This window comes from Bacillus sp. ISL-34 (assembly GCF_018613325.1).
Classification (GTDB): Bacteria; Bacillota; Bacilli; order Bacillales; family DSM-1321; genus Peribacillus.
Window position 1 is genome coordinate 177,495 of sequence record NZ_JAGGQJ010000008.1, and the last position, 19,296, is coordinate 196,790.

General features: G+C 43.1%; 16 protein-coding genes and 2 pseudogenes. 13 read left to right on the forward strand and 5 right to left on the reverse strand.

Annotation, left to right across the window (positions count from 1 at the left end):
• The first annotated feature begins 231 nt into the window (after positions 1 to 231).
• The gene (locus tag J7E52_RS08860; RefSeq protein WP_214745106.1) at positions 232 to 1,680 is read left to right on the forward strand and encodes a DHA2 family efflux MFS transporter permease subunit; all 1,449 of its coding nucleotides are present in this window, start codon (positions 232 to 234) and stop codon (positions 1,678 to 1,680) included.
• 284 nt (positions 1,681 to 1,964) lie between these two features.
• Here the strand turns inward: J7E52_RS08860 and J7E52_RS08865 are convergent.
• A pseudogene (locus J7E52_RS08865) lies at positions 1,965 to 3,968 on the reverse strand (YhgE/Pip family protein).
• A gap of 121 nt (positions 3,969 to 4,089) precedes the next feature.
• Between J7E52_RS08865 and J7E52_RS08870 the strand changes: the two are divergent.
• The gene (locus J7E52_RS08870; RefSeq protein WP_214745043.1) at positions 4,090 to 4,992 is read left to right on the forward strand and encodes a LysR family transcriptional regulator; all 903 of its coding nucleotides are present in this window, start codon (positions 4,090 to 4,092) and stop codon (positions 4,990 to 4,992) included.
• Positions 4,993 to 5,199: 207 nt separating this feature from the next.
• Positions 5,200 to 5,889: an alpha/beta fold hydrolase gene (locus J7E52_RS08875; protein WP_214745045.1), complete on the forward strand. Its 690-nt coding sequence runs from the start codon at positions 5,200 to 5,202 to the stop codon at positions 5,887 to 5,889.
• 53 nt (positions 5,890 to 5,942) lie between these two features.
• On the opposite strand, the gene J7E52_RS08880 is transcribed toward J7E52_RS08875, so the two are convergent.
• Entirely contained in the window at positions 5,943 to 6,551 is a 609-nt protein-coding gene (locus tag J7E52_RS08880) for a TetR/AcrR family transcriptional regulator (RefSeq protein ID WP_214745047.1), read from the reverse strand.
• Positions 6,552 to 6,741: 190 nt separating this feature from the next.
• On the opposite strand from J7E52_RS08880, the gene J7E52_RS08885 reads away from it, so the two are divergent.
• Positions 6,742 to 7,500, forward strand: coding sequence for an SDR family oxidoreductase (locus J7E52_RS08885; protein WP_214745049.1), 759 nt, complete (start codon positions 6,742 to 6,744; stop codon positions 7,498 to 7,500).
• Between the two features lie 87 nt (positions 7,501 to 7,587).
• Positions 7,588 to 7,806 (forward strand): hypothetical protein, encoded by a 219-nt coding sequence (locus J7E52_RS08890; protein WP_214745051.1) that lies wholly within the window; start codon positions 7,588 to 7,590, stop codon positions 7,804 to 7,806.
• Between the two features lie 74 nt (positions 7,807 to 7,880).
• On the opposite strand, the gene J7E52_RS08895 is transcribed toward J7E52_RS08890, so the two are convergent.
• From J7E52_RS08895 to J7E52_RS08905, 3 genes are all read right to left on the reverse strand, one after another.
• Entirely contained in the window at positions 7,881 to 8,582 is a 702-nt protein-coding gene (locus J7E52_RS08895; RefSeq protein WP_063232459.1) for a FadR/GntR family transcriptional regulator, read from the reverse strand.
• Positions 8,583 to 8,752: 170 nt separating this feature from the next.
• Entirely contained in the window at positions 8,753 to 10,111 is a 1,359-nt protein-coding gene (gudD, locus tag J7E52_RS08900) for a glucarate dehydratase (RefSeq protein WP_214745053.1), read from the reverse strand.
• Positions 10,112 to 10,143: 32 nt separating this feature from the next.
• Complete coding sequence (locus tag J7E52_RS08905) at positions 10,144 to 11,505, reverse strand: MFS transporter (protein ID WP_214745055.1); 1,362 nt, start codon at positions 11,503 to 11,505, stop codon at positions 10,144 to 10,146.
• Between the two features lie 318 nt (positions 11,506 to 11,823).
• On the opposite strand from J7E52_RS08905, the gene kdgD reads away from it, so the two are divergent.
• From kdgD to J7E52_RS08945, 8 genes and pseudogenes are all read left to right on the forward strand, one after another.
• Positions 11,824 to 12,756 (forward strand): 5-dehydro-4-deoxyglucarate dehydratase, encoded by a 933-nt coding sequence (gene kdgD / locus J7E52_RS08910; protein WP_214745058.1) that lies wholly within the window; start codon positions 11,824 to 11,826, stop codon positions 12,754 to 12,756.
• 18 nt (positions 12,757 to 12,774) lie between these two features.
• Positions 12,775 to 14,238, forward strand: a complete 1,464-nt coding sequence (gene gucD, locus J7E52_RS08915; RefSeq protein WP_214745060.1) for an alpha-ketoglutaric semialdehyde dehydrogenase GucD — start codon at positions 12,775 to 12,777, stop codon at positions 14,236 to 14,238.
• Between the two features lie 44 nt (positions 14,239 to 14,282).
• Positions 14,283 to 15,818, forward strand: coding sequence for a galactarate dehydratase (gene garD, locus J7E52_RS08920; RefSeq protein ID WP_214745062.1), 1,536 nt, complete (start codon positions 14,283 to 14,285; stop codon positions 15,816 to 15,818).
• Between the two features lie 193 nt (positions 15,819 to 16,011).
• Positions 16,012 to 16,464 (forward strand): GNAT family N-acetyltransferase, encoded by a 453-nt coding sequence (locus J7E52_RS08925; RefSeq protein WP_214745064.1) that lies wholly within the window; start codon positions 16,012 to 16,014, stop codon positions 16,462 to 16,464.
• A 121-nt stretch (positions 16,465 to 16,585) separates the two neighbouring features.
• Entirely contained in the window at positions 16,586 to 16,909 is a 324-nt protein-coding gene (locus J7E52_RS08930) for a hypothetical protein (RefSeq protein ID WP_214745066.1), read from the forward strand.
• 62 nt (positions 16,910 to 16,971) lie between these two features.
• A pseudogene (locus J7E52_RS08935) lies at positions 16,972 to 17,449 on the forward strand (VOC family protein).
• A gap of 77 nt (positions 17,450 to 17,526) precedes the next feature.
• Positions 17,527 to 17,976, forward strand: a complete 450-nt coding sequence (locus J7E52_RS08940; RefSeq protein WP_214745067.1) for an ASCH domain-containing protein — start codon at positions 17,527 to 17,529, stop codon at positions 17,974 to 17,976.
• A 102-nt stretch (positions 17,977 to 18,078) separates the two neighbouring features.
• Positions 18,079 to 18,777, forward strand: a complete 699-nt coding sequence (locus tag J7E52_RS08945) for a polysaccharide deacetylase family protein (protein ID WP_214745070.1) — start codon at positions 18,079 to 18,081, stop codon at positions 18,775 to 18,777.
• The last annotated feature ends 519 nt before the right edge of the window (positions 18,778 to 19,296 follow it).

Sequence of the window (19,296 nt, forward strand, 5' to 3'; positions counted from 1 at the left end):
CTTGTATAAATGTAATCGTACTCTATTTTTCATCACAGCACAAACCCTTATTTAAACCAGTAAATTTTTATTGCAAAAAATGAACTGGGGGTATATTATTGATTTTGTAAGTTTGGAATATACCACTCGTCTAATTAAATGAACCAATAGTTTGAATGGAGGAATAGATAAAAAGTGAGTACTGCACAAACAAATGAAAAAAAGGGTTCGTATGGCATTTTGGCCATACTGATGGTCGGGGCGTTTATAGCGATACTGAATTCAACCCTTTTAAATATTGCACTGCCATCAATCAAAACAGACCTGGGAATCGAGACTTCCACAGTTCAATGGCTGACAACGGGCTATATGCTTGTGAACGGAATCATGATTCCGACAACAGCCTTCTTAATAAGAAAATACTCTGTACGTAATCTGTTCCTGACAGCCATGCTGCTATTCTCAATCGGAACGATCGTTGCAGGTGTAGCGCATACATTCCCGCTATTATTGAGCGCACGTATGGTTCAGGCTGCAGGTTCTGCAATCATGATGCCGTTATTAATGAACGTGCTTTTAACTGCATTCCCTGTTGAAAAACGGGGCTCGGCAATGGGATTATTCGGTTTGGTCATGATGTTTGCCCCTGCAATCGGGCCGACGCTTTCAGGCTGGATCATCGAACATTATGATTGGAGAATGCTATTCCACTTCATCACTCCGCTTGCTTTACTAGTGCTTATTCTCGGCTTCTTTAAACTTAAAGACAAAAAGGAAAAAGTCGATATTAAAATTGATAAATTATCGGTCATTCTTTCAAGCTTAGGCTTTGGCGGCTTGCTTTATGGATTCAGTTCGGCAGGCAGCAAGGGGTGGGATAGCCCTTGGGTATATGGAACATTGATTGTCGGTGCCATTTCCCTGATCCTTTTCATTACACGCCAGCTGAAAATGGAAACACCGATGCTTGAATTCAAGATCTTCAAACATCCGATGTTCGCCTTATCTGCAACGATTTCAATCGTGTTGAATATGGCCATGTTCTCGGCGATGATCTTAATGCCGATGTATACACAAACGGTCCGTGGCATTTCACCATTCGATTCAGGATTGCTGATGCTGCCCGGTGCACTATTGATGGCCCTCATGTCACCGATTACCGGTAAGCTCTTCGATAAATTCGGTGCGCGCGTACTTGCTTCAACCGGTTTGTTTATTACTGTGGTGACGACGTATTTCTTTAGTAAATTAACAATGGATACTTCTTATACACATATTGTGATCCTGTATTCCGTCCGTTTATTCGGTTTGTCCATGGCCATGATGCCGATCATGACAAATGGATTGAACTCGCTGCCAGCCCGTATGAACCCGCATGGTACAGCAATGAATAACACACTGAACCAAATCTCCGGTGCGATCGGAACCGCATTGCTTGTTACAGTCATGTCAAACCATGCAGCATCTTCCGGAGAAACTTTAATGACTAAAGCAATGAGCAAACTAACAAGCCAGCCCACTGCTGAAATGATGGAACAAATGCAGGCCCAAATCGGAATGCAGGCGATGCTCGATGGAATAAACTTCTCCTTCTTTGTATCCACATTCATTGCTGCTGTGGCACTGATTCTGACATTATTCATTAAGCGCGCATGGCCAGCTGAAGAAAAACCAGCTATGAAAAAAGACCAAACCGCTTAAATGAAACAATAAAAAGCCCTATGCCACCTGAATCGTCAGGCAGCATAGGGCTTTTTTTTATAACTTCGGCCGATTTAGTTCGGTATAAGGGCCGGAACGGATTTGATTCAGGCTAAAGTGGAACAATTCGACCTACGGCGGAATATTCCGACCCACGGAGGAAATAATTCGACCTACGGTGGAATAATTCGACCTACGACGGAATAATCCGACCTATAACTTTTTTCGGTGATTTCATTTGTAAACAATATAAGCGCAGTGCAATTCGCTGCGCTTTTTTCACATCAAGAAGTCACTTCTTCTGAGGTTACTTGTGCATGCTGGATATGGCTGGCTATCCAGCCAATGATCGCTGCAGAAACGAGATAGGCAAGTAAGATCCAAATCTGCGTCTGCAAGTTTTCCCAGCCGCCTAAGGAGATGACCTCTTGAAGTTCCTTTAATGAGTGGGCCATAGGTAAAAATTGACCGATTTTCGTCAATAATGACATGCCCAGTTCGCCTGGGAATGTTCCGCCGCACGTAGCCAATTGGAACACGAGAAGGGTCACGGCTGCAAATTTGCCGACAACTCCGAATACGGTCACCAACATAAGAATAAAAGTCATGAAGGTAAATGAAACGATGATGCTTGATAGAATGAATACAGGGACACTTGCCACTTGTAAATGGAATCCAAGAAGGACCACTGCATCCACTAGAAGTGCCTGAATCAAGCCGATTACATAAACAAGCATTAATTTATTCGTGAAATGAACGGTTCCGGTAACCTTAAGGTTCTGCCTGCGGCCAAGCGGCAATATATTGGAAGCCATGATGCCGCCTACATAAAAGGCCAATGACAGAAAATAAGGGGCAATTCCGGTTCCATAGTTAGGAACTTGAGATAAATTGGATTGGACCAATTGCACGGGTTCAGAGAACATCGAAGTGGTCGAATCGTCGTACTGAAGACTGGCCGTTTTATCCGCAGCTTCATTAAGCTTGGAGGATAACTTGTTTGAACCAGTTTCCAGCGAAGCAAGTCCGTCTTGTAGTTCCGTCGATCCACTGGCTAGCTTACTGCTTCCGCCAGCTAGCGAAACGATTCCGGCATTTAAAGTGGAGAAACCATTTGTCCATTCAGAGAAACCATTCGCGAATTTTTCAGATCCCTCGTTTAATTGCTTAGCACCCGAGGTAGCTTGAGCCATTTTATCACCAAAGGTATTCATCCCGGTTTGAATGGTTTCTTGTCCATCAGCCACTTTAGCAGCACCGTCGCCCAATTGCCTTTGTCCGGCGTTTAAAGTGGTGGCTGCTTTGGATAAACCTTCTGATAGGGCAACGACTTGCTTGAAGTCTTGATCCTTTATTGCATCAGGATGATTTTTCATATAGGCATCCAATTGTTTTTTTAGATTATTCGCTGTATCGGCAGCCTGTTCTTGCCCTTGCATCAACTTTGCATTTCCGGCTGACCAGTTCTCAACACCCTGACTTACTTCATTCATCCCATTTTCCAATGAGTGATGTCCATCCGATAGCTGCTTTATGCCGGTATACAAGTTCTGGGAACCTGATGTTAATCCTTTCGCACCATCGGCTAAGGCTTCTTGTCCATCCAAAAGCTTGGTGCTACCTGTTTACAGCTTCTGGGTGCCCTCATTCAAATTCTTAATGCCATCATTCAAATTCTTACTGCCGTTTTTCGCATCCGCCATTCCTCGATGAAGCTCTTCCGCTCCAGCCCCGGCATCCGCCAAGCCTTTAGAAACGTCCTGGAATTTCGAAAGGATGCCTTCAGAATAGACTTTCGTAATGCTTGCGTTGATTTTTGCAGTCATCTTTTCAACAGCAGTTGAGCTGATCTGTGAGGCAACGAAGTTCTTACCTGGATTGACAGTATACAAAAGTTTAGCTCTTTCCGGTTTTTCATCCATTAAAGTCGTGACATTTTCCGAAAAATCCTCCGGGATCGTGACAACCATATAATAGGTACCTTCTTCAAGACCTGTATTAGCCTCCTTTGCCGTGACAAAGTGAAAGTCCAATTCCTTTTTCTTCTTCAATTGTATAACGAAATCATCTCCAGCCTCGACTGGCTTATCATCCATTTCCGAACCATTATCGAGATTGACCACTGCTACAGGGAGCTGGTCCAACTGCCCATAAGGGTTCCAATATCCTGCCAAGAAGAAACCTGAGTAAATCAATGGAACGACCAAAAGGAAAATCAAGGCGATTCTCCCGTGTTTATGTTTCCACATTGCTTTTATATCTTGAAATACAAGTTGTAAACCTTTCATTATTTGAGCCTGCCCTTTCTAACTAAGAGATTATTTCATCATAATGGCTTTTTTAGATACTGTATAATACATAATTGATTATGTAATAATAGATTTAAATCTATGTGAAAAGAGTGGGGAAATGGAAATATTACAGCTGCAGTACTTTCAAACCGTAGCACGACTGGAACATATGACTAGGGCTGCGGAACAACTTCAAATAGCTCAGCCATCCCTCAGTAAAACCATATCCCGGCTTGAAGAGGATTTGGGAGTCGCACTGTTCGATAGGGAACACCGGAAAATCAAGCTCAATGCAGCCGGACGAATATTCTTGAATCGGGTCGAACGTGCTTTTGCGGAACTGAATGAAGGAAGGCGCGAAATAGCGGAATTAACAGATCAAGACCAAAGGAACATCACCTTGGCCGTTACCATTCCCAGGGTCCTGCCTGATTTATTGGGTGCATTTTTATCTCAATACCCGGATGTCCGTTTTCAACAATTCCTAAAATCCGTATCATCCATGAAGCAGCTTCTAATTGAAGGAGAAATCGATTATTGCATTTCTTCCGTTCCGATAGAAGGGCCAGACTTAAGGTGGGAACCGCTGATCACCGAAGAAATATACTTGATCGTGCCTCCCAATCACCGGCTGGCAGGCATGGAAAGCATTACACTCCAAGAAGTGAAAGATGAACCATTCATCAGTATGAACACAGGCTTCGGGTTCCGCAGCCTAACCGACCAATTTTGCCTCGAAGCGGGGTTCGTCCAGCACATTGCCTTCGAAGGAGATGAACCAGCTGTCATCTCGGACCTTGTCAGGAAAGGGTTGGGGGTCGCCTTCGTATCCGAATTGACTTGGCTCCATCAAACCGGATCATTATCCCATAAAATCCGAATAACCGAACCTGCTTGTCAAAGAACAATAGGGCTAGGCTGGTCAGAAAAACGCTACTTCACTCCAGTAGCCAAGCAATTTCGCTTATTTGTCATGGATTACTTCGCTGCCGCCAACTCCGCTAGGCCAAAGGACGAATAATGGGACGGAGGCCGAATTACCGGATATAGGTCGAATGTGAAGGCCGAAATAATCGGATGAAGACAGGATTAAATCGCCGTTGGGACGAATAAACGGGTGAAGGCATAAAAAGTATAATTTAATTATAGTGAACATAGTATTTTAGGAGGTTTTTATTAAATAGATCGGGTTCAAAATGATGAATCAGATCCTGGGAGATGACCGGGGATGGAAATACGGGTTAATCAAATTGAGTTGAATGGACTCACGTTTCAATATCGGGAGAGCGGGGATGTTTCTGCACCGCCGCTTGTTGTTCTTCACGCTCTGGGGAAAAGTGCAGATTCATGGGATCAAGTGGCTGCAGCATTAGGAGAAAATTATCGTGTTTTAGCTTTAGATCAACGTGGCCATGGTGGGAGTGCGAGAACTAATACATACACTTTTGAATTGATGTGCGATGATTTGCTTCATTTTGCGGATGCGCTTAATTTGGGAAGGTTTTCGCTAATAGGGCATTCCATGGGGGGGACAGTTTCCTATCTATTCTCGCAAACTTTTCCTTCGAGGCTAGATAGGTTGATTGTCGAAGATACGCCTCCTCCTTTTTCGGATAAGCCAATGGAGGTTCCTTCCAAACCTTCTGTACCTCTGCCGTTTGATTGGCAGGTTGTGCCTTCGATTCTACAGCAGCTTAATGATCCCGAACCAGAATGGTGGGCGCGGCTTACCGATATTATGATGCCGACGCTTGTTATAGGGGGCGGGGCTAGCCATATTCCCCAATACAAATTGCAGGAAGTTTCCGAGCTTATTCCCAATTGCGAATTGGTGACGATAGAGGATGCCGGACACTTTGTGCATGAAGATAATTTGCCAGCTTTCTTGTCTGCCGTAAAAAGGTTTCTTTTCAAATGACAGGCGCTTTAATACGAGAGGAGGGTTGCCGATGCAACCCTCTTATTTCTGCTTTAAAAAGTATGGTTTATTTTAAAGACGGCATTTACCGATTTATTATTAAGAATTTCCAGCAACTGTTCAGCCATATAGTCAGCGCTATATTTAAAGCCAGTGTTGACCCATTCGATGATCATGCCTAATATCGCATATGCTTGGTAACTAGAGGCAAGTTCCATATTGATTTTAGGGTTCGGCCGGTAATCTTCTAGGTCCTCCAATGGAAGTTTCTTTAACTCATTACAAATCCGTTCTAGTAATGTAGGCCATGCATTCGACTTTAGGATGAGAGTATAAATGTTTGCATAGTTAGCTACATGTTCGAAGATTTTGATGACTGATGCCGTTAGCTCATTGATGGTGAAAGTTTCAACGTTCTTATAAGGTTCCCGGTAAGAAAGTATCAAATCGGCAATCACATCCTCCATGACCTCCTCGAGCAGTTCCTCTTTGTACTGATAGTGTTTATAAAATGTACCCCGATTAAGGTCGGCGAGTTCTACAATGTCAGTAATCGATATCTCCCTGAAATCCTTATTTTGCATTAATGATATGAGGGATTCTTTCAAAGCCATTTTGGATTTCCTGATCCTTCTATCAATCCCAGTGTTATTATCAGTCATTTTCTTCACCCTTTGTTCGTTAATGTACTTTTAATAAACAAAAGTAACCCTTCGTGTTCATTGTTCAACATCGAAGTCATCATTTGCTGATTGTATAAGCCTACTGAAACTAATTATACTATAAAGGAAGGTAGTTAATGAACATCTGTACAATAAGTATCGCTTCACTAGAATGAATGGGGGAGTTCAAATGAAATTACAAGACAAAGTTGCAGTAGTGACAGGCGCAGCATCAGGCATGGGGAAACAAATTGCTATAGATTATGCTAGAGAAGGAGCAAAAGTCGTCGTATCGGATTTAAATCTTGATGGTGCGAACGAAACTGTAGAAGAAATCAAAGCGAATGGCGGAATGGCCTTTGCCATTAAAACGAACGTAGCGGTGGAGGAAGATATTCAACATTTGATCGATACCACGGTCAGTACGTATGGTACGGTGGATATTTTGGTGAATAACGCGGGTATCATGGACGGCATGGAACCTGCTGGAGACATTGAAGATTCTAAATGGGATCGGATTTTTGCCATTAACACGACAAGCGTCATGCGTTCGACTAGAAAGGTTTTGCCAATCTTTTTAGAAAAACAAAAAGGGATCATCATCAATATTGCTTCTGCTGGCGGTTTGTACGGTGCTCGAGCAGGCGCAGCATACACTGCCTCTAAACACGCAGTCGTTGGGTTCACAAAAAACACGGGCTTCATGTATGCCAATAAAGGGATTCGCTGCAATGCAATAGCACCAGGCGGAGTTGAAACCAATATTGGTTCCAGCATGACGAATATCAATGAGTTTGGCATCTCTCGCCAACAATTGGGTATGGCTATCAATCCACGCAATGGCAAACCTGAGGAAATCGCTAAAGTTGCATTATTCCTTGCTTCAGATGATTCCAGTTTTGTTAATGGTACAGTCATCACCGCAGATGCTGGTTGGAGTGCATATTAAGCCCCTAAATTAAAAAGAGAATGAGGCAATTCGAGAACTTGGTGACTGATATATGCATTCCTGCCAGTAAGCAGGGATGCATTTTTTTTGAGTGGAGCATTGGCAGGTTCATTCGATGGGGATTTAGGTTACGAGACAATTTGCAAGAGTAAGTTTCGACTTCACTCGGTAGTCCTGACATTGTCATTTCAATCGAAAGTGGATAAGTGGGGGCTGGATAGTTCAACTACTATCCAGTCTTTCTCAAAAATAATTATGCTATCAATTGGATTTAAGTTGAACCTTGAAATCTTGGCAGCAAAATAGGTTTAATTTTTTCCTGAAAATATCCACTGATCCATTAGTTTGCTGCGATTGCTTCCATCTTCTCAAACGATATATTAATTTGCGTGAGAATATTGAAGCACTTTCTGACGGACGTAATCAAGGTGCTTGTACATTTGGCTAAATGCTTCATGTGGATCATGTGCTGCAAGTGCCGCATAGATGGCTTTATGATACTTTACAGTCAGTTCCCGTTCTCTGAATTGAATCAGGCTATTAATTTTATTATGGGTAATCAATAAGGAATCGATCATGCCCTCAATAATGGGATTGTTCGCACTTAAAGCAATGATCTTGTGAAATTCTTTATCGGCCTCACCATAATCGTTGTCTTCACTATTGGCAATCGTGTCAATCGTAACTTGCAGTTTCTCCAGTTGTTCGTCTGTGATCTTCTCGGCAGCCATTGTTACCAATCCCAACTCCAATGCCATTCGCGCTTCGATGATCGCTGGTAAATTATCCGTAGCCAGAGCCAGCATGACAGAGAATGGATGTGTACCGATTTTATCGTTAAAAAAGGTTCCTTCACGCGTTTTCCGTGTAATGACACCTAGTGTATCAAGTGCACTGAGCGCTTCCCGTAAAACAGGCCGGCTTACTTCAAGTTCTTTCATAAGTTCCATTTCAGGAGGCAGTTTGTCGCCCGCTTTCATTTGTCCGCTGACGAGCAGATGCACAATTTGATCCACGACTTGTTGTGAAAGAGTATTGCGATGTACCGATTGTACGCCTAATTTCTTTGACGATTCTTCCATTGTGTAACCCCTTTTCTGTTAAATCCTATATGTATTCCTACTGTAAGACTAATTATATAATATAATACACTTATTTGCATGTGAGGATGAGAAGAATGAGAAGACCTATGTCCAAATAAAGTAAAATGCGCCGCTCTAAAGAGAGAGACGCACGCATTGTTGGAAAAAAATCATCTGACAAGGCAAGGAGATTTTGGATTGAACTTCCATCCGGAAATCAGGTATTGCATAGCCATTGAATCATCACGGGCACCCAGTCCTTTTTGTTTATAAAGCTGATGTGCCTTTTCGATTTGTTCCATATCCACTTCAATTCCAAGTCCTGGCTTGGAAGGGACATCGACCATTCCGCCGACAATTTTAAAAGGTTCTTTCGTTAAACGCTGCCCATCCTGCCAAATCCAGTGGGTATCGATCGCTGTGATTTTTCCTGGTGCGGCTGCTGCAACGTGTGTAAACATGGCAAGTGAAATGTCAAAGTGATTATTGGAGTGTGACCCCCATGTCAATCCCCAGTCGTTGCACATTTGAGCGACACGGACGGAGCCTTGCATCGTCCAAAAATGCGGATCGGCAAGAGGGATGTCCACGGATTGAAGTTGAATGGAGTGCCCCATTTGCCTCCAGTCTGTGGCAATCATATTCGTAGCGGTCGGAAGGCCTGTTGCGCGCCTGAATTCCGTCATGATTTCCCGGGCGGAAAAACCATTTTCCGCTCCGCATGGATCTTCCGCATAGGCTAAAACATGATGTTGATCCCTGCAAAGTTTAATCGCATCCTCAAGCAGCCAGCCGCCATTTGGGTCAAGGGTGATCCTGGCTTCAGGGAAGCGTTCCGCAAGTGCCGTCACCGCTTCGATTTCTTCTTCCCCGCGCAAAACACCGCCTTTCAATTTAAAATCATTGAATCCATAGCGAGAGTGGGCGGCTTCTGCCAGGCGGACAATCGATTCGGGTGTCAGCGCTTCCTCATGACGGAGGCGAATCCAGTCATCTTCCGCTTCCGGTTCGCTTAAATAACCAAGATCTGTTTTATTGCGGTCACCTACATAAAATAAGTAGCCTAGCATTTCCACCTTATCACGCTGCTGTCCTTCACCGAGAAGGGCTGCGACTGGAACACCTAAATGTTGGCCAACTAAATCAAGAAGTGCCGCTTCCAATGCTGTTACGGCATGAATGGCAATACGGAGATCGAATGTCTGAAGGCCGCGCCCTCCAGCATCACGGTCCGCAAACTGCTTACGGATGGTATTTAAAATGTTGTTGTATGTCCCAATGGACTGGCCAACAACCAATTGTTTGGCATCTTCGAGTGTCTGGCGGATTTTTTCGCCTCCAGGAACTTCACCTACACCTGTATTACCCGCATTGTCTTTTAGAATGACAATGTTCCGGGTGAAATATGGAGCATGGGCCCCACTCAAGTTCAGCAGCATGCCGTCATGGCCCGCAACTGGAATGACGCTCATTTCTGAAATTACCGGTGTGTCGATTTTTACATTATCCTTAAGTAATTGATTGTTCATAATTTTTCCCCCCTGCCAGAATATTTAGTTTACTATGATTTTAACTCTACACGTTTAATTTCACCAACTAGGAATAAATAACTTAAAATCGCGACAAGAGCATTGGCACATACGAAGACTAGAGCCCCATTAAACGATCCTGTCGTAGCAATGATATACCCGATGATAATCGGTGTTGTAATGCCGGCAATGTTACCGAATGTGTTGAAAAGCCCCCCGCTGACACCGGACATTTCTTTTGGTGAGGTATCGGCCACTACCGCCCAGCCGAGTGCCCCAAATCCTTTACCGAAAAACGCAAGGGCCATAACGAAAATAACAACCCATTCCGTATCCACATAATTTGCAGCTACCAAGCTCATCGATAGAATCATCCCAACAACAATTGGCACTTTTCGGGCAACAGTCAATGAGAATCCCTTCCGTAACAAGAAATCCGAGAATGTCCCTCCGAGAATGCCGCCAAAGAATCCACAAATGGCTGGAAGGGAAGCGACGAATCCAACTTCAAGAATGGTCATGCCCCTTTCTTGTACAAGGTACACTGGAAACCATGTCAGGAAAAAGTACGTTAACGTTGTAATGCAATATTGTCCAAGATAAACACCCAACAACATACGGTTTGATAAAAGCTGCTTAATATGATTCCAGTTGACGCCTTTCTTTTCCTCCTTATTTGTAGCGGTTTGATCCATATTGATCAAAGCGCCGCCCGCTTCGATATATTCAAGCTCAGCTTTGTTGATACGAGGATGTTCCTTTGGGCCATATATTGTTTTCAGCCAGATGAAAGCAACGATGATTCCTAAAGCGCCCATAAAGAAGAAGACGTATTCCCAACCAAATTTATACGTAATGTAACCCATGATCGGTGCAAAGAGAACGGTTGCAAAATACTGGGCGGAATTGAAAGTGGCAGCCGCGGTTCCGCGTTCATGGCTTGGGAACCAGGTAGCAACGATGCGGCTGTTGGCCGGGAAGGAAGGGGCTTCTGCCAATCCCACTAAAAAACGCAGTCCGAACAATACCATGACAGCTGTTCCGGCAGAACCGAAAAAACCGAGAAATCCTTGCAAAAGCGTAAAGAATGACCATAGCAGGATACTCCAAAAGTAAACTCTTTTTGAGCCAAAACGGTCTAAAAGCCATCCGCCAGGAATTTGTCCAGCTACGTAAGACCAAGCGAAAGCGGAGAAAACATAACCCATCATGACTGAATCGAGACCAAGCTGACCAGACATATCCGTCCCCGCGATTGATAGCGTCGCACGATCCGCATAATTCAGAGCGGTAACCAAAAAGAGCATAAAGACAATGAACCATCGTGTGCGTGTTTTTTTCTGGGCATTTGGCAGTAGAGGAGATGCTTGAAAAACTTTTTCTTCAGCGTTCATATACTCACTTCCTTAAACGTATTTATTTATCTTTTTCATTTGATACCGCTTACAATGTTGGTTGCTCCCCCTTTGTAAAAATTTTTAATATTTAGTTTTGTCCAATGGTAAGACAAATAAAATTGTTTGTCAATCGCTTTTTTTATAAATCATTTTTCATTTTAGCTCCTTAATTATCTTGTTTTTTTGTATATATTAGAAGCGAAATTATTGAGGTTTGAGTTAATGCTCATTTTTTCAGAAAATAAAAAAAATACAATTGACCATACAGTGTATTTGTCTTACAATAAAACAATAATACGCAAGGGGGAATAAATAATGAATAAGATTCGCAAGGCACCTAAAGGTATTCTCGGATTTCCCGTGGCACCATTCACAACGAGTAACAAGCTTGATGAACAAGCACTCGCCCAAAATATTCAATTTTTACTAGATGAGGGACTAGAGGCTATTTTCGTGGCATGTGCAGCAGCGGAATATCCATCGTTAAGTAAAGAGGAATACGAAGCGATGGTAGAGATAGCCGTATCCGTCACGGCCGGAAAGGTTCCAGTATACACAGGGGTAGGCGGGAATATTCAAACTTCACTGGAACTTGCCAGAATATCAGCGGATAGAGGGGCAGACGGTTATTTAATATTACCTCCATATCTTGTTACTGGAGAACAGGCAGGTCTGGCTGCATATTTCAAAGCCATCGCAGAGAGTACAGACTTAAATTCCATAGTATATCAGCGTGATAATGTATCATTTTCACTTTCAACATTGGAAGCGCTTGCGGAAATCCCTCAGGTGGTCGGCGTCAAAGACGGTCTAGGCAATATGGAGTTGAATGGACTCCTTACACAAACCTTCGGTAAGCGTTTCGGCTGGCTGAACGGAATGCCGCTTGCGGAAGTTACCATGTCGGCCTACGTTCCACTTGGCTTTGATTCATATTCATCGGCGATATCCAATTACATCCCGCATATCTCACGGAAATTCTATAATGGCATTTTGAGTGGAGATCAAGAAACGGTCAATGAAATTTACCAACAGGTCATCATGCCAATCAACAACATTCGCCGTCAGCGAAAAGGGTATGCCGTTTCTCTCATTAAAGCAGGTATGGAGATTATGGGAATGCCGGTTGGGCAAACAGTCAGATTACCAATTCTTCCGGTGGAAAAAGAACATTACGCAGAAATGCAAACGATATTAGAGAATGCCTTAGATCGTTTTCCAAAAGAAACACCAATTCAATCAATCTAATAAGGGCGGGGATTATATATGATAACTACAGTTCAAACAAAAACGTATCTTAACTATATTAACGGTGAATGGGTTGCTTCTATTTCAAATGAAGTTGAAAAAAGTTCAAACCCGGCAGATAAACAGGCAATTGTCGGATATGTACAGAAATCTATCAAGGAAGATTTGAACCTGGCTGTGGAAGCTGCAAAAAAGGCGAAAGAAAAATGGCGCAAACTAGCTGGTTCAGAGCGCGGGGAGTATCTATATAAAGTAGCGCATATTCTTGAAAAGCGGATTGATGAAATTGCAGAATGTGCAACACGGGAAATGGGTAAGACCTTTGCTGAAACAAAAGGGGAAACGGCGCGCGGTATTGCAATCCTGAAATACTACGCAGGAGAAGGAATGCGTAAAGTGGGGGATGTCATTCCATCCACCGACAGTTCAGCGCTTATGTTCACGACGCGCGTCCCGCTTGGTGTAGTGGGCGTCATTACACCTTGGAATTTCCCAATCGCCATCCCAATCTGGAAGATGGCTCCTGCTCTCGTATATGGGAATACGATTGTGGTGAAGCCAGCCACCGAGACGGCTATCACCTGTGCGAAAATCATGGAGTGTTTTGAAGAAGCCGGTTTACCGGCGGGTGTTATCAATATGGTTACAGGGCCGGGCAGTGTCATCGGGCAGGGCATCGCCGATCACGAAGATGTAAACGGAATTACCTTTACCGGCTCAAACGGCGTTGGAAAAAGGATCGGACAAGCGGCGTTAGCGCGCGGAGCGAAATACCAGCTTGAAATGGGCGGGAAAAATCCGGTAATCGTTGCAGCGGATGCGGATATTAATCTGGCTGTAGAAGCAGTCATTACAGGCGCGTTTCGCTCAACGGGGCAAAAATGTACCGCGACAAGCCGTGTCATCGTTGCAGCTGAAGTTTATGAAGAGTTCAAGCAGTTGCTGGTGAAAGAAACGAAAGGCATTTCCATCGGGGATGGATTGGACAGCGGGACATGGATGGGACCATGCGCTAGCGAAAATCAATTGAACACGGTTCTTTCCTATATCGAAAAAGGAGTGGAAGAAGGCGCTACACTTCTAACTGGCGGGAAGCGTGCTGAAGAAGGCAATCAGGCAAATGGCTTTTATGTAGAGCCTACGATCTTTGATAACTGCACGTCAGATATGGCAATTGTACAGGAAGAAATTTTTGGTCCGGTGATTGCTTTATTGAAAGCTGATTCAGTTGAAGAAGCCCTGTATCTTGCGAACAGCGTCGAATACGGCCTTAGTGCTTCGATTTTTACAGCCAATATCAAACATTTGCTTTCATTCGTTAACGATATGGAAGCGGGATTGATTAGGGTTAACGCTGAGAGCGCAGGCGTTGAATTGCAGGCGCCATTTGGCGGCATGAAAAACTCCAGCTCCCACTCCAGGGAACAAGGAGAAGCAGCAAAAGAGTTTTTTACATCGATTAAAACGGTTTTTGTCAAATAATAACCGGCCCGTGTTTTGCTTTATTAGAATGAAGGGGTGGTAAAGTGAATACGAAAACGCAGCTGACGGAGGTACCGCTTTATATTAAGGTAAATAGGATGGACAATGTCGCCATCGTGGTTAATACGGGGGGCTTGGATCAAGGAACCGTTTTCCCTTGTGGGCTTGAATTAAAAGAAAGAGTACCACAAGGTCACAAAGTAGCTTTAAGGGACATAGTCCAGAATGAAGCCATCATCCGTTATGGGGAAGTTATCGGTTATGCGGCTGAATCAATCGGTAGAGGCAGTTGGATTGACGAGTCACTGGTGATACTGCCGGCATCTCCTGATTTAAAGGAATTACCGGTAGCGAATGATATACCGAAAACTTTACCCCCACTTGAAGGGTATACATTTCAAGGATTCCGAAATGATGATGGCAGTGTTGGAACCAAGAATATATTAGGCATTACAACAAGCGTTCAATGTGTAGTGGGCGTTCTGGATTATGTCGTGAACCGGATAAAAAAAGAGCTACTCCCGAAGTATCCCAATGTTGATGATGTTGTCGCCATAAATCACAACTATGGGTGCGGGGTCGCTATCAATGCACCGGAAGCGGTTATTCCCATTCGTACGATACAGAACCTTGCGAAACACCCGAATTTTGGCGGGGAAGCTCTGGTAGTTGGATTGGGGTGTGAAAAACTGTCTCCAATGAGAATAAATCCAAGCGGGGATGATTCAGATATCATTTCACTTCAGGATCAGCAGGGATTTGCGGGAATGGTCCAATCCATTATGGAAATGGCCGAGGAACGTTTAATCAAGTTGAACTGCAGGCAGCGGGAGACGTTTCCGGTTTCCGAATTGGTCATCGGTACGCAGTGTGGAGGAAGTGATGCCTTCTCTGGTGTGACAGCTAACCCTGCAGTAGGATATGCTGCAGATCTGTTAGTTAGAGCAGGGGCAACCGTTCTATTTTCTGAGGTCACTGAAGTACGGGATGCGATTCATCTATTAACGCCTCGTGCAGTGAATGAGGAAGTAGGGAGAGCTTTAATAAAGGAAATGGATTGGTATGATAACTACCTTGCTTTAGGTGATGCCGATCGAAGTGCCAATCCGTCGCCAGGAAACAAAAAAGGCGGGTTGGCCAATGTAGTGGAAAAATCATTGGGCTCCATTGCCAAATCCGGAGGCAGCCCCATTTCAGGCGTACTGGCTCCAGGTGAAAAAGCTACGGAAAAAGGGCTGATTTTTGCAGCTACACCAGCTAGTGACTTTGTTTGCGGAACGTTACAGCTCGCTTCCGGCATGCATCTTCAAGTTTTTACAACTGGAAGAGGCACACCTTATAATCTGGCAATGGCTTCCGTCATCAAAGTATCTACACGAAATACATTGACCGAGCAATGGAAAGACCTGATTGATATAAATGCTGGAACTATCGCTACTGGTGAAGCAACCATAGAGGATGTTGGGTGGGAAATATTTCACTCGATTTTGGAAGTGGCTAGCGGTAAAAAGAAAACCTGGGCAGACCATTGGGGTCTGCATAATGATTTGGCACTGTTCAATCCTGCGCCAATTACCTAATAATGATGTACTGGACGGACTTCCTTTTAATAGAGGAAGTCCGTCCTTTTTTTTGTTGGTCCAATTTTTAAAGCTGTCATTATTTTTCCTCCAGAAAAGAGGTCCGCCGGACTATTAGCAGAAGTTATTAATGAGCGATTGGTTTTCATTATCAAGAAATAAGGGTGATACTAAAGTTATCAGGAGGGATAGCATGGTCACATTCAGGAATGCGACAGCAAAAGACTTAAGTGAAATAGTACAGATGCTTGCGGATGATGTTTTGGGGAGGGAAAGGGAGCGCTATGAAAATCCTCTTCCTGAAAGCTATCTAAAAGCATTTGAATCCATTGATGCAGATGGAAATAATGAATTGATCGTAGCATGTCTTGGTGAGGAAATCGTTGGGGTGCAGCAAATCACGTTCACTCCATATATTACCCATCAAGGCGGTTGGAGAGCTACGATCGAAGGAGTTCGGACGGCATCTTCAGAACGAGGGAAAGGCATTGGAAGCAAGTTGATTCAATACGCGATTGACCGTGCAAGAAAGCGGGGCTGTCATATCATTCAGCTGACGACTGATAAAAAGCGGGAAGAAACACTGCGATTTTATGAACGTTTAGGGTTCAAAGCCACTCATGAAGGCATGAAAATGAAGCTTTAATTCACGGTCTTTTGTCCCCTTTTTTTGTGTACCTCAATTCGTCTGGTATTATATGTTAAAATTATTTTTGAGAAATTAATAGTGTATATAGGAATTAAAAACTGATGAAAGGGTGAGCTCGATGGAAAACGAAGCGTGTATTCAGAAGAGGTACGGTGTAATTAGTTTTACTTCATTCATCATTGGAATCATTTGCTTTTTTACTGTTTTTATTACGCCTATTAGAATGGAAAATATCGGGAGCGTGACTGGTGATTATATAACTTTTTTCCTAACGCTTGCCGGCATCGTCCTATCTGTCATAGGAATTTTGAAGAAAACGGAGAAAAAAGTGATTTCTATCATTTCTTTGGTTTTTTCCTCGTCTTTCTTTATATTTTGGGTCATCGTCATCACTTTGATATTAACTGGCGAAATAGAATTGCCCCGTAGATCAATAAGATAAAGGGATTGAACCAGGGTGGTTATGATTCTTGGGAGATAGATCTGACAAAAGGTGGTTTTTCAATGATAAGAGGTTTATATGAAGCACATTTACCGGTTCATGATTTGAAACGTTCAATCGAATTCTATGAGGGGCTTGGTTTGCAGTTGGATCATAAGGTTGAAGAGAACCTGGCTTTCCTATGGATTGAAAAGGATAAAAGTTGGTTGGGGCTTTGCGAAACGGATAAAGTGGGGGTTGAGTATCACCCCTCCCTACGGCATATCGCTTTTCAAGTATCATTGGAAGATCTAAAGAGCTCAGTCGCATGGCTTGAAGATAGAGGCTATGCGCCAAGAGAGGCTTTTGGATTTAAACCAATTGAACCTTTTGTGATGCCTCAAAGGAATATGCCCACGCTAAAATTCACTTTAATGATTCAGACGGAAACAGTTTCGAGTTTATTAGTAAACTGGAGAATCCAAAAAAAAAATCAAGAATCGTATGTATTTAAGTGAATGGGAACAGATAAATGAATACAGAAGTGAAAAAAGCGAATGACAGATGGGCGAAAATTTCAAGAAAAATAATCATTCAAATATGCTTTATGTCAGAACAGCAGAATGGAGAATCATAGAATGAATGTCAAAGCGGAATTATATTGGAATGCATTTTGGCAGGGGAAAGAAGAAGAAAAGCCCCAGTCAGTCAGTGCGTGGCAATTCGGGTCCGATCCCGATCATTTGGCTCAATTAGTGATGGATGGGATGAAAACGGCTACATGCTCTGGGTATGTTTTTTATGAAGAGGAAAATGAACCATTACCATCCGTTGGTGATTACAGCATTATTTTAAGCAGTGAGGATGTGCCCTTAGCCATCATACAAACAGTGATAGTTGAAGTACTGCCCATGAATGAAGTGAGTGAAGAGTTTGCGATTGCAGAAGGGGAAGGCGATGGAACATATACATACTGGTGGGATGCTCATGAAAAATTTTTTAAAGAAGAACTGGACAAAATCGGCCACACCTTCAAAGAAGATATGCTGCTTGTGTGTGAGCGTTTTGAATTGATACATGTAAAGTGAATGTAGACAGTTCGTTCGGAGGATAACAATAAGTGTTTTCGTTCAGTGATTTGCTATAATAGGTCATTGGATTAAAAAACTTATAGAAAGATAGGTACTTGCATGAAAAAGAAACTGATATTCATTGGATTGGGAATCATGATTGTTTTCCTGCTATTGCTTGGTACGTATAAATTAATGAATTCGAGAACATATCAGGTATTCGGTGGATTAACGGATAATGTCGATACGAATGAAAAAGTGGTCGCTTTGACTTTTGATGATGGCCCATCGAAGAATGTAAATCAAATCCTTCCGTTATTGGATAAATACAATGTAAAAGCTACATTCTTCCTTATTGGTAACGAAATCGAAAAGTATCCAGAGGAAGCTGGGAAAATAGCGGAAGCAGGACATCAGATTGGGAATCATACGTTTTCCCATAGGAGGATGGTTTTTAAATCGCCCTCTTATATTAAGACGGAAATCGAGAAAACGGATAAATTAATTCAGAACTCCGGGTATAAGGGTGAAATAGATGTCCGGCCGCCAAACGGGAAAAAAATCATAGGTTTGCCTTATTATTTAAATGAAAATGATAGAGAGACCATTACCTGGAATCTGGAGCCAGATAGCTATTACACTTCAGCTTCTGACAAAGTGGAGTATGTGAAGGAAAATATAAAACCAGGTTCGATCATCCTGATGCATCCGATGTATGATGATACGGGAAAAGAACTTCAAGCGATTGAAGGGATCTTACAAGAGTTAACGAATAAAGGGTATAGGTTTGTAACGGTCAATGAACTACAAGAAATGTAGTTGCATTTTTACCGTCCGAACGATTTTCGAAAAAATCGGGTTGCTGCGGCAACCCTTTTTTATTTGATATATAGAATAGTACAAAACGTGTGCTGCATATTGTTTCTTAACGGAATGTTGATGTTAGCATGCATTCGTATGATTTTTTCCTAAGTGTAAATAAAGCTATTAAAATGGGGCTGGTTACTTGTACCGGAATAAAAATACCGCTCTGATCATCATGTTGTGTTTCCTGTTATTCCTATTTCTTGTCGTGCTCCTTTTTCGCCACATCACGGTATACTTCGTGTATAGCTCGGGCATCGGCCCGTTATTGCTTATCGGGGTAATGGTTTTGGCTATCGTTATGCTTTTTTTCAAGGGATATAAATAATCGAGTTTGTTTACATTTTTTTTAGGTTTGTGCAATTTGAATGTTTATTTCCACTCCAGGCACTCGCTTTCCGCGGGCGGTCCGGGAGCCTCCTCGACGCTTCGCGCCTGCGGGGTCTCCCCTGGCCACGCTTTTCCCGCAGGAGT

Bases quoted from the DNA above. Each gene is read 5' to 3' on its own strand.
- J7E52_RS08860 (WP_214745106.1), top strand. From the start codon at position 232: ATGGTCGGGGCGTTTATAGCGATACTGAATTCAACCCTTTTAAATATT.
- J7E52_RS08870 (WP_214745043.1), top strand. From the start codon at position 4,090: ATGGAAATATTACAGCTGCAGTACTTTCAAACCGTAGCACGACTGGAA.
- J7E52_RS08875 (WP_214745045.1), top strand. From the start codon at position 5,200: ATGGAAATACGGGTTAATCAAATTGAGTTGAATGGACTCACGTTTCAA.
- J7E52_RS08880 (WP_214745047.1), bottom strand. From the start codon at position 6,551: ATGACTGATAATAACACTGGGATTGATAGAAGGATCAGGAAATCCAAA.
- J7E52_RS08885 (WP_214745049.1), top strand. From the start codon at position 6,742: ATGAAATTACAAGACAAAGTTGCAGTAGTGACAGGCGCAGCATCAGGC.
- J7E52_RS08895 (WP_063232459.1), bottom strand. From the start codon at position 8,582: ATGGAAGAATCGTCAAAGAAATTAGGCGTACAATCGGTACATCGCAAT.
- gudD (WP_214745053.1), bottom strand. From the start codon at position 10,111: ATGAACAATCAATTACTTAAGGATAATGTAAAAATCGACACACCGGTA.
- J7E52_RS08905 (WP_214745055.1), bottom strand. From the start codon at position 11,505: ATGAACGCTGAAGAAAAAGTTTTTCAAGCATCTCCTCTACTGCCAAAT.
- kdgD (WP_214745058.1), top strand. From the start codon at position 11,824: ATGAATAAGATTCGCAAGGCACCTAAAGGTATTCTCGGATTTCCCGTG.
- gucD (WP_214745060.1), top strand. From the start codon at position 12,775: ATGATAACTACAGTTCAAACAAAAACGTATCTTAACTATATTAACGGT.
- J7E52_RS08925 (WP_214745064.1), top strand. From the start codon at position 16,012: ATGGTCACATTCAGGAATGCGACAGCAAAAGACTTAAGTGAAATAGTA.
- J7E52_RS08930 (WP_214745066.1), top strand. From the start codon at position 16,586: ATGGAAAACGAAGCGTGTATTCAGAAGAGGTACGGTGTAATTAGTTTT.
- J7E52_RS08940 (WP_214745067.1), top strand. From the start codon at position 17,527: ATGAATGTCAAAGCGGAATTATATTGGAATGCATTTTGGCAGGGGAAA.
- J7E52_RS08945 (WP_214745070.1), top strand. From the start codon at position 18,079: ATGAAAAAGAAACTGATATTCATTGGATTGGGAATCATGATTGTTTTC.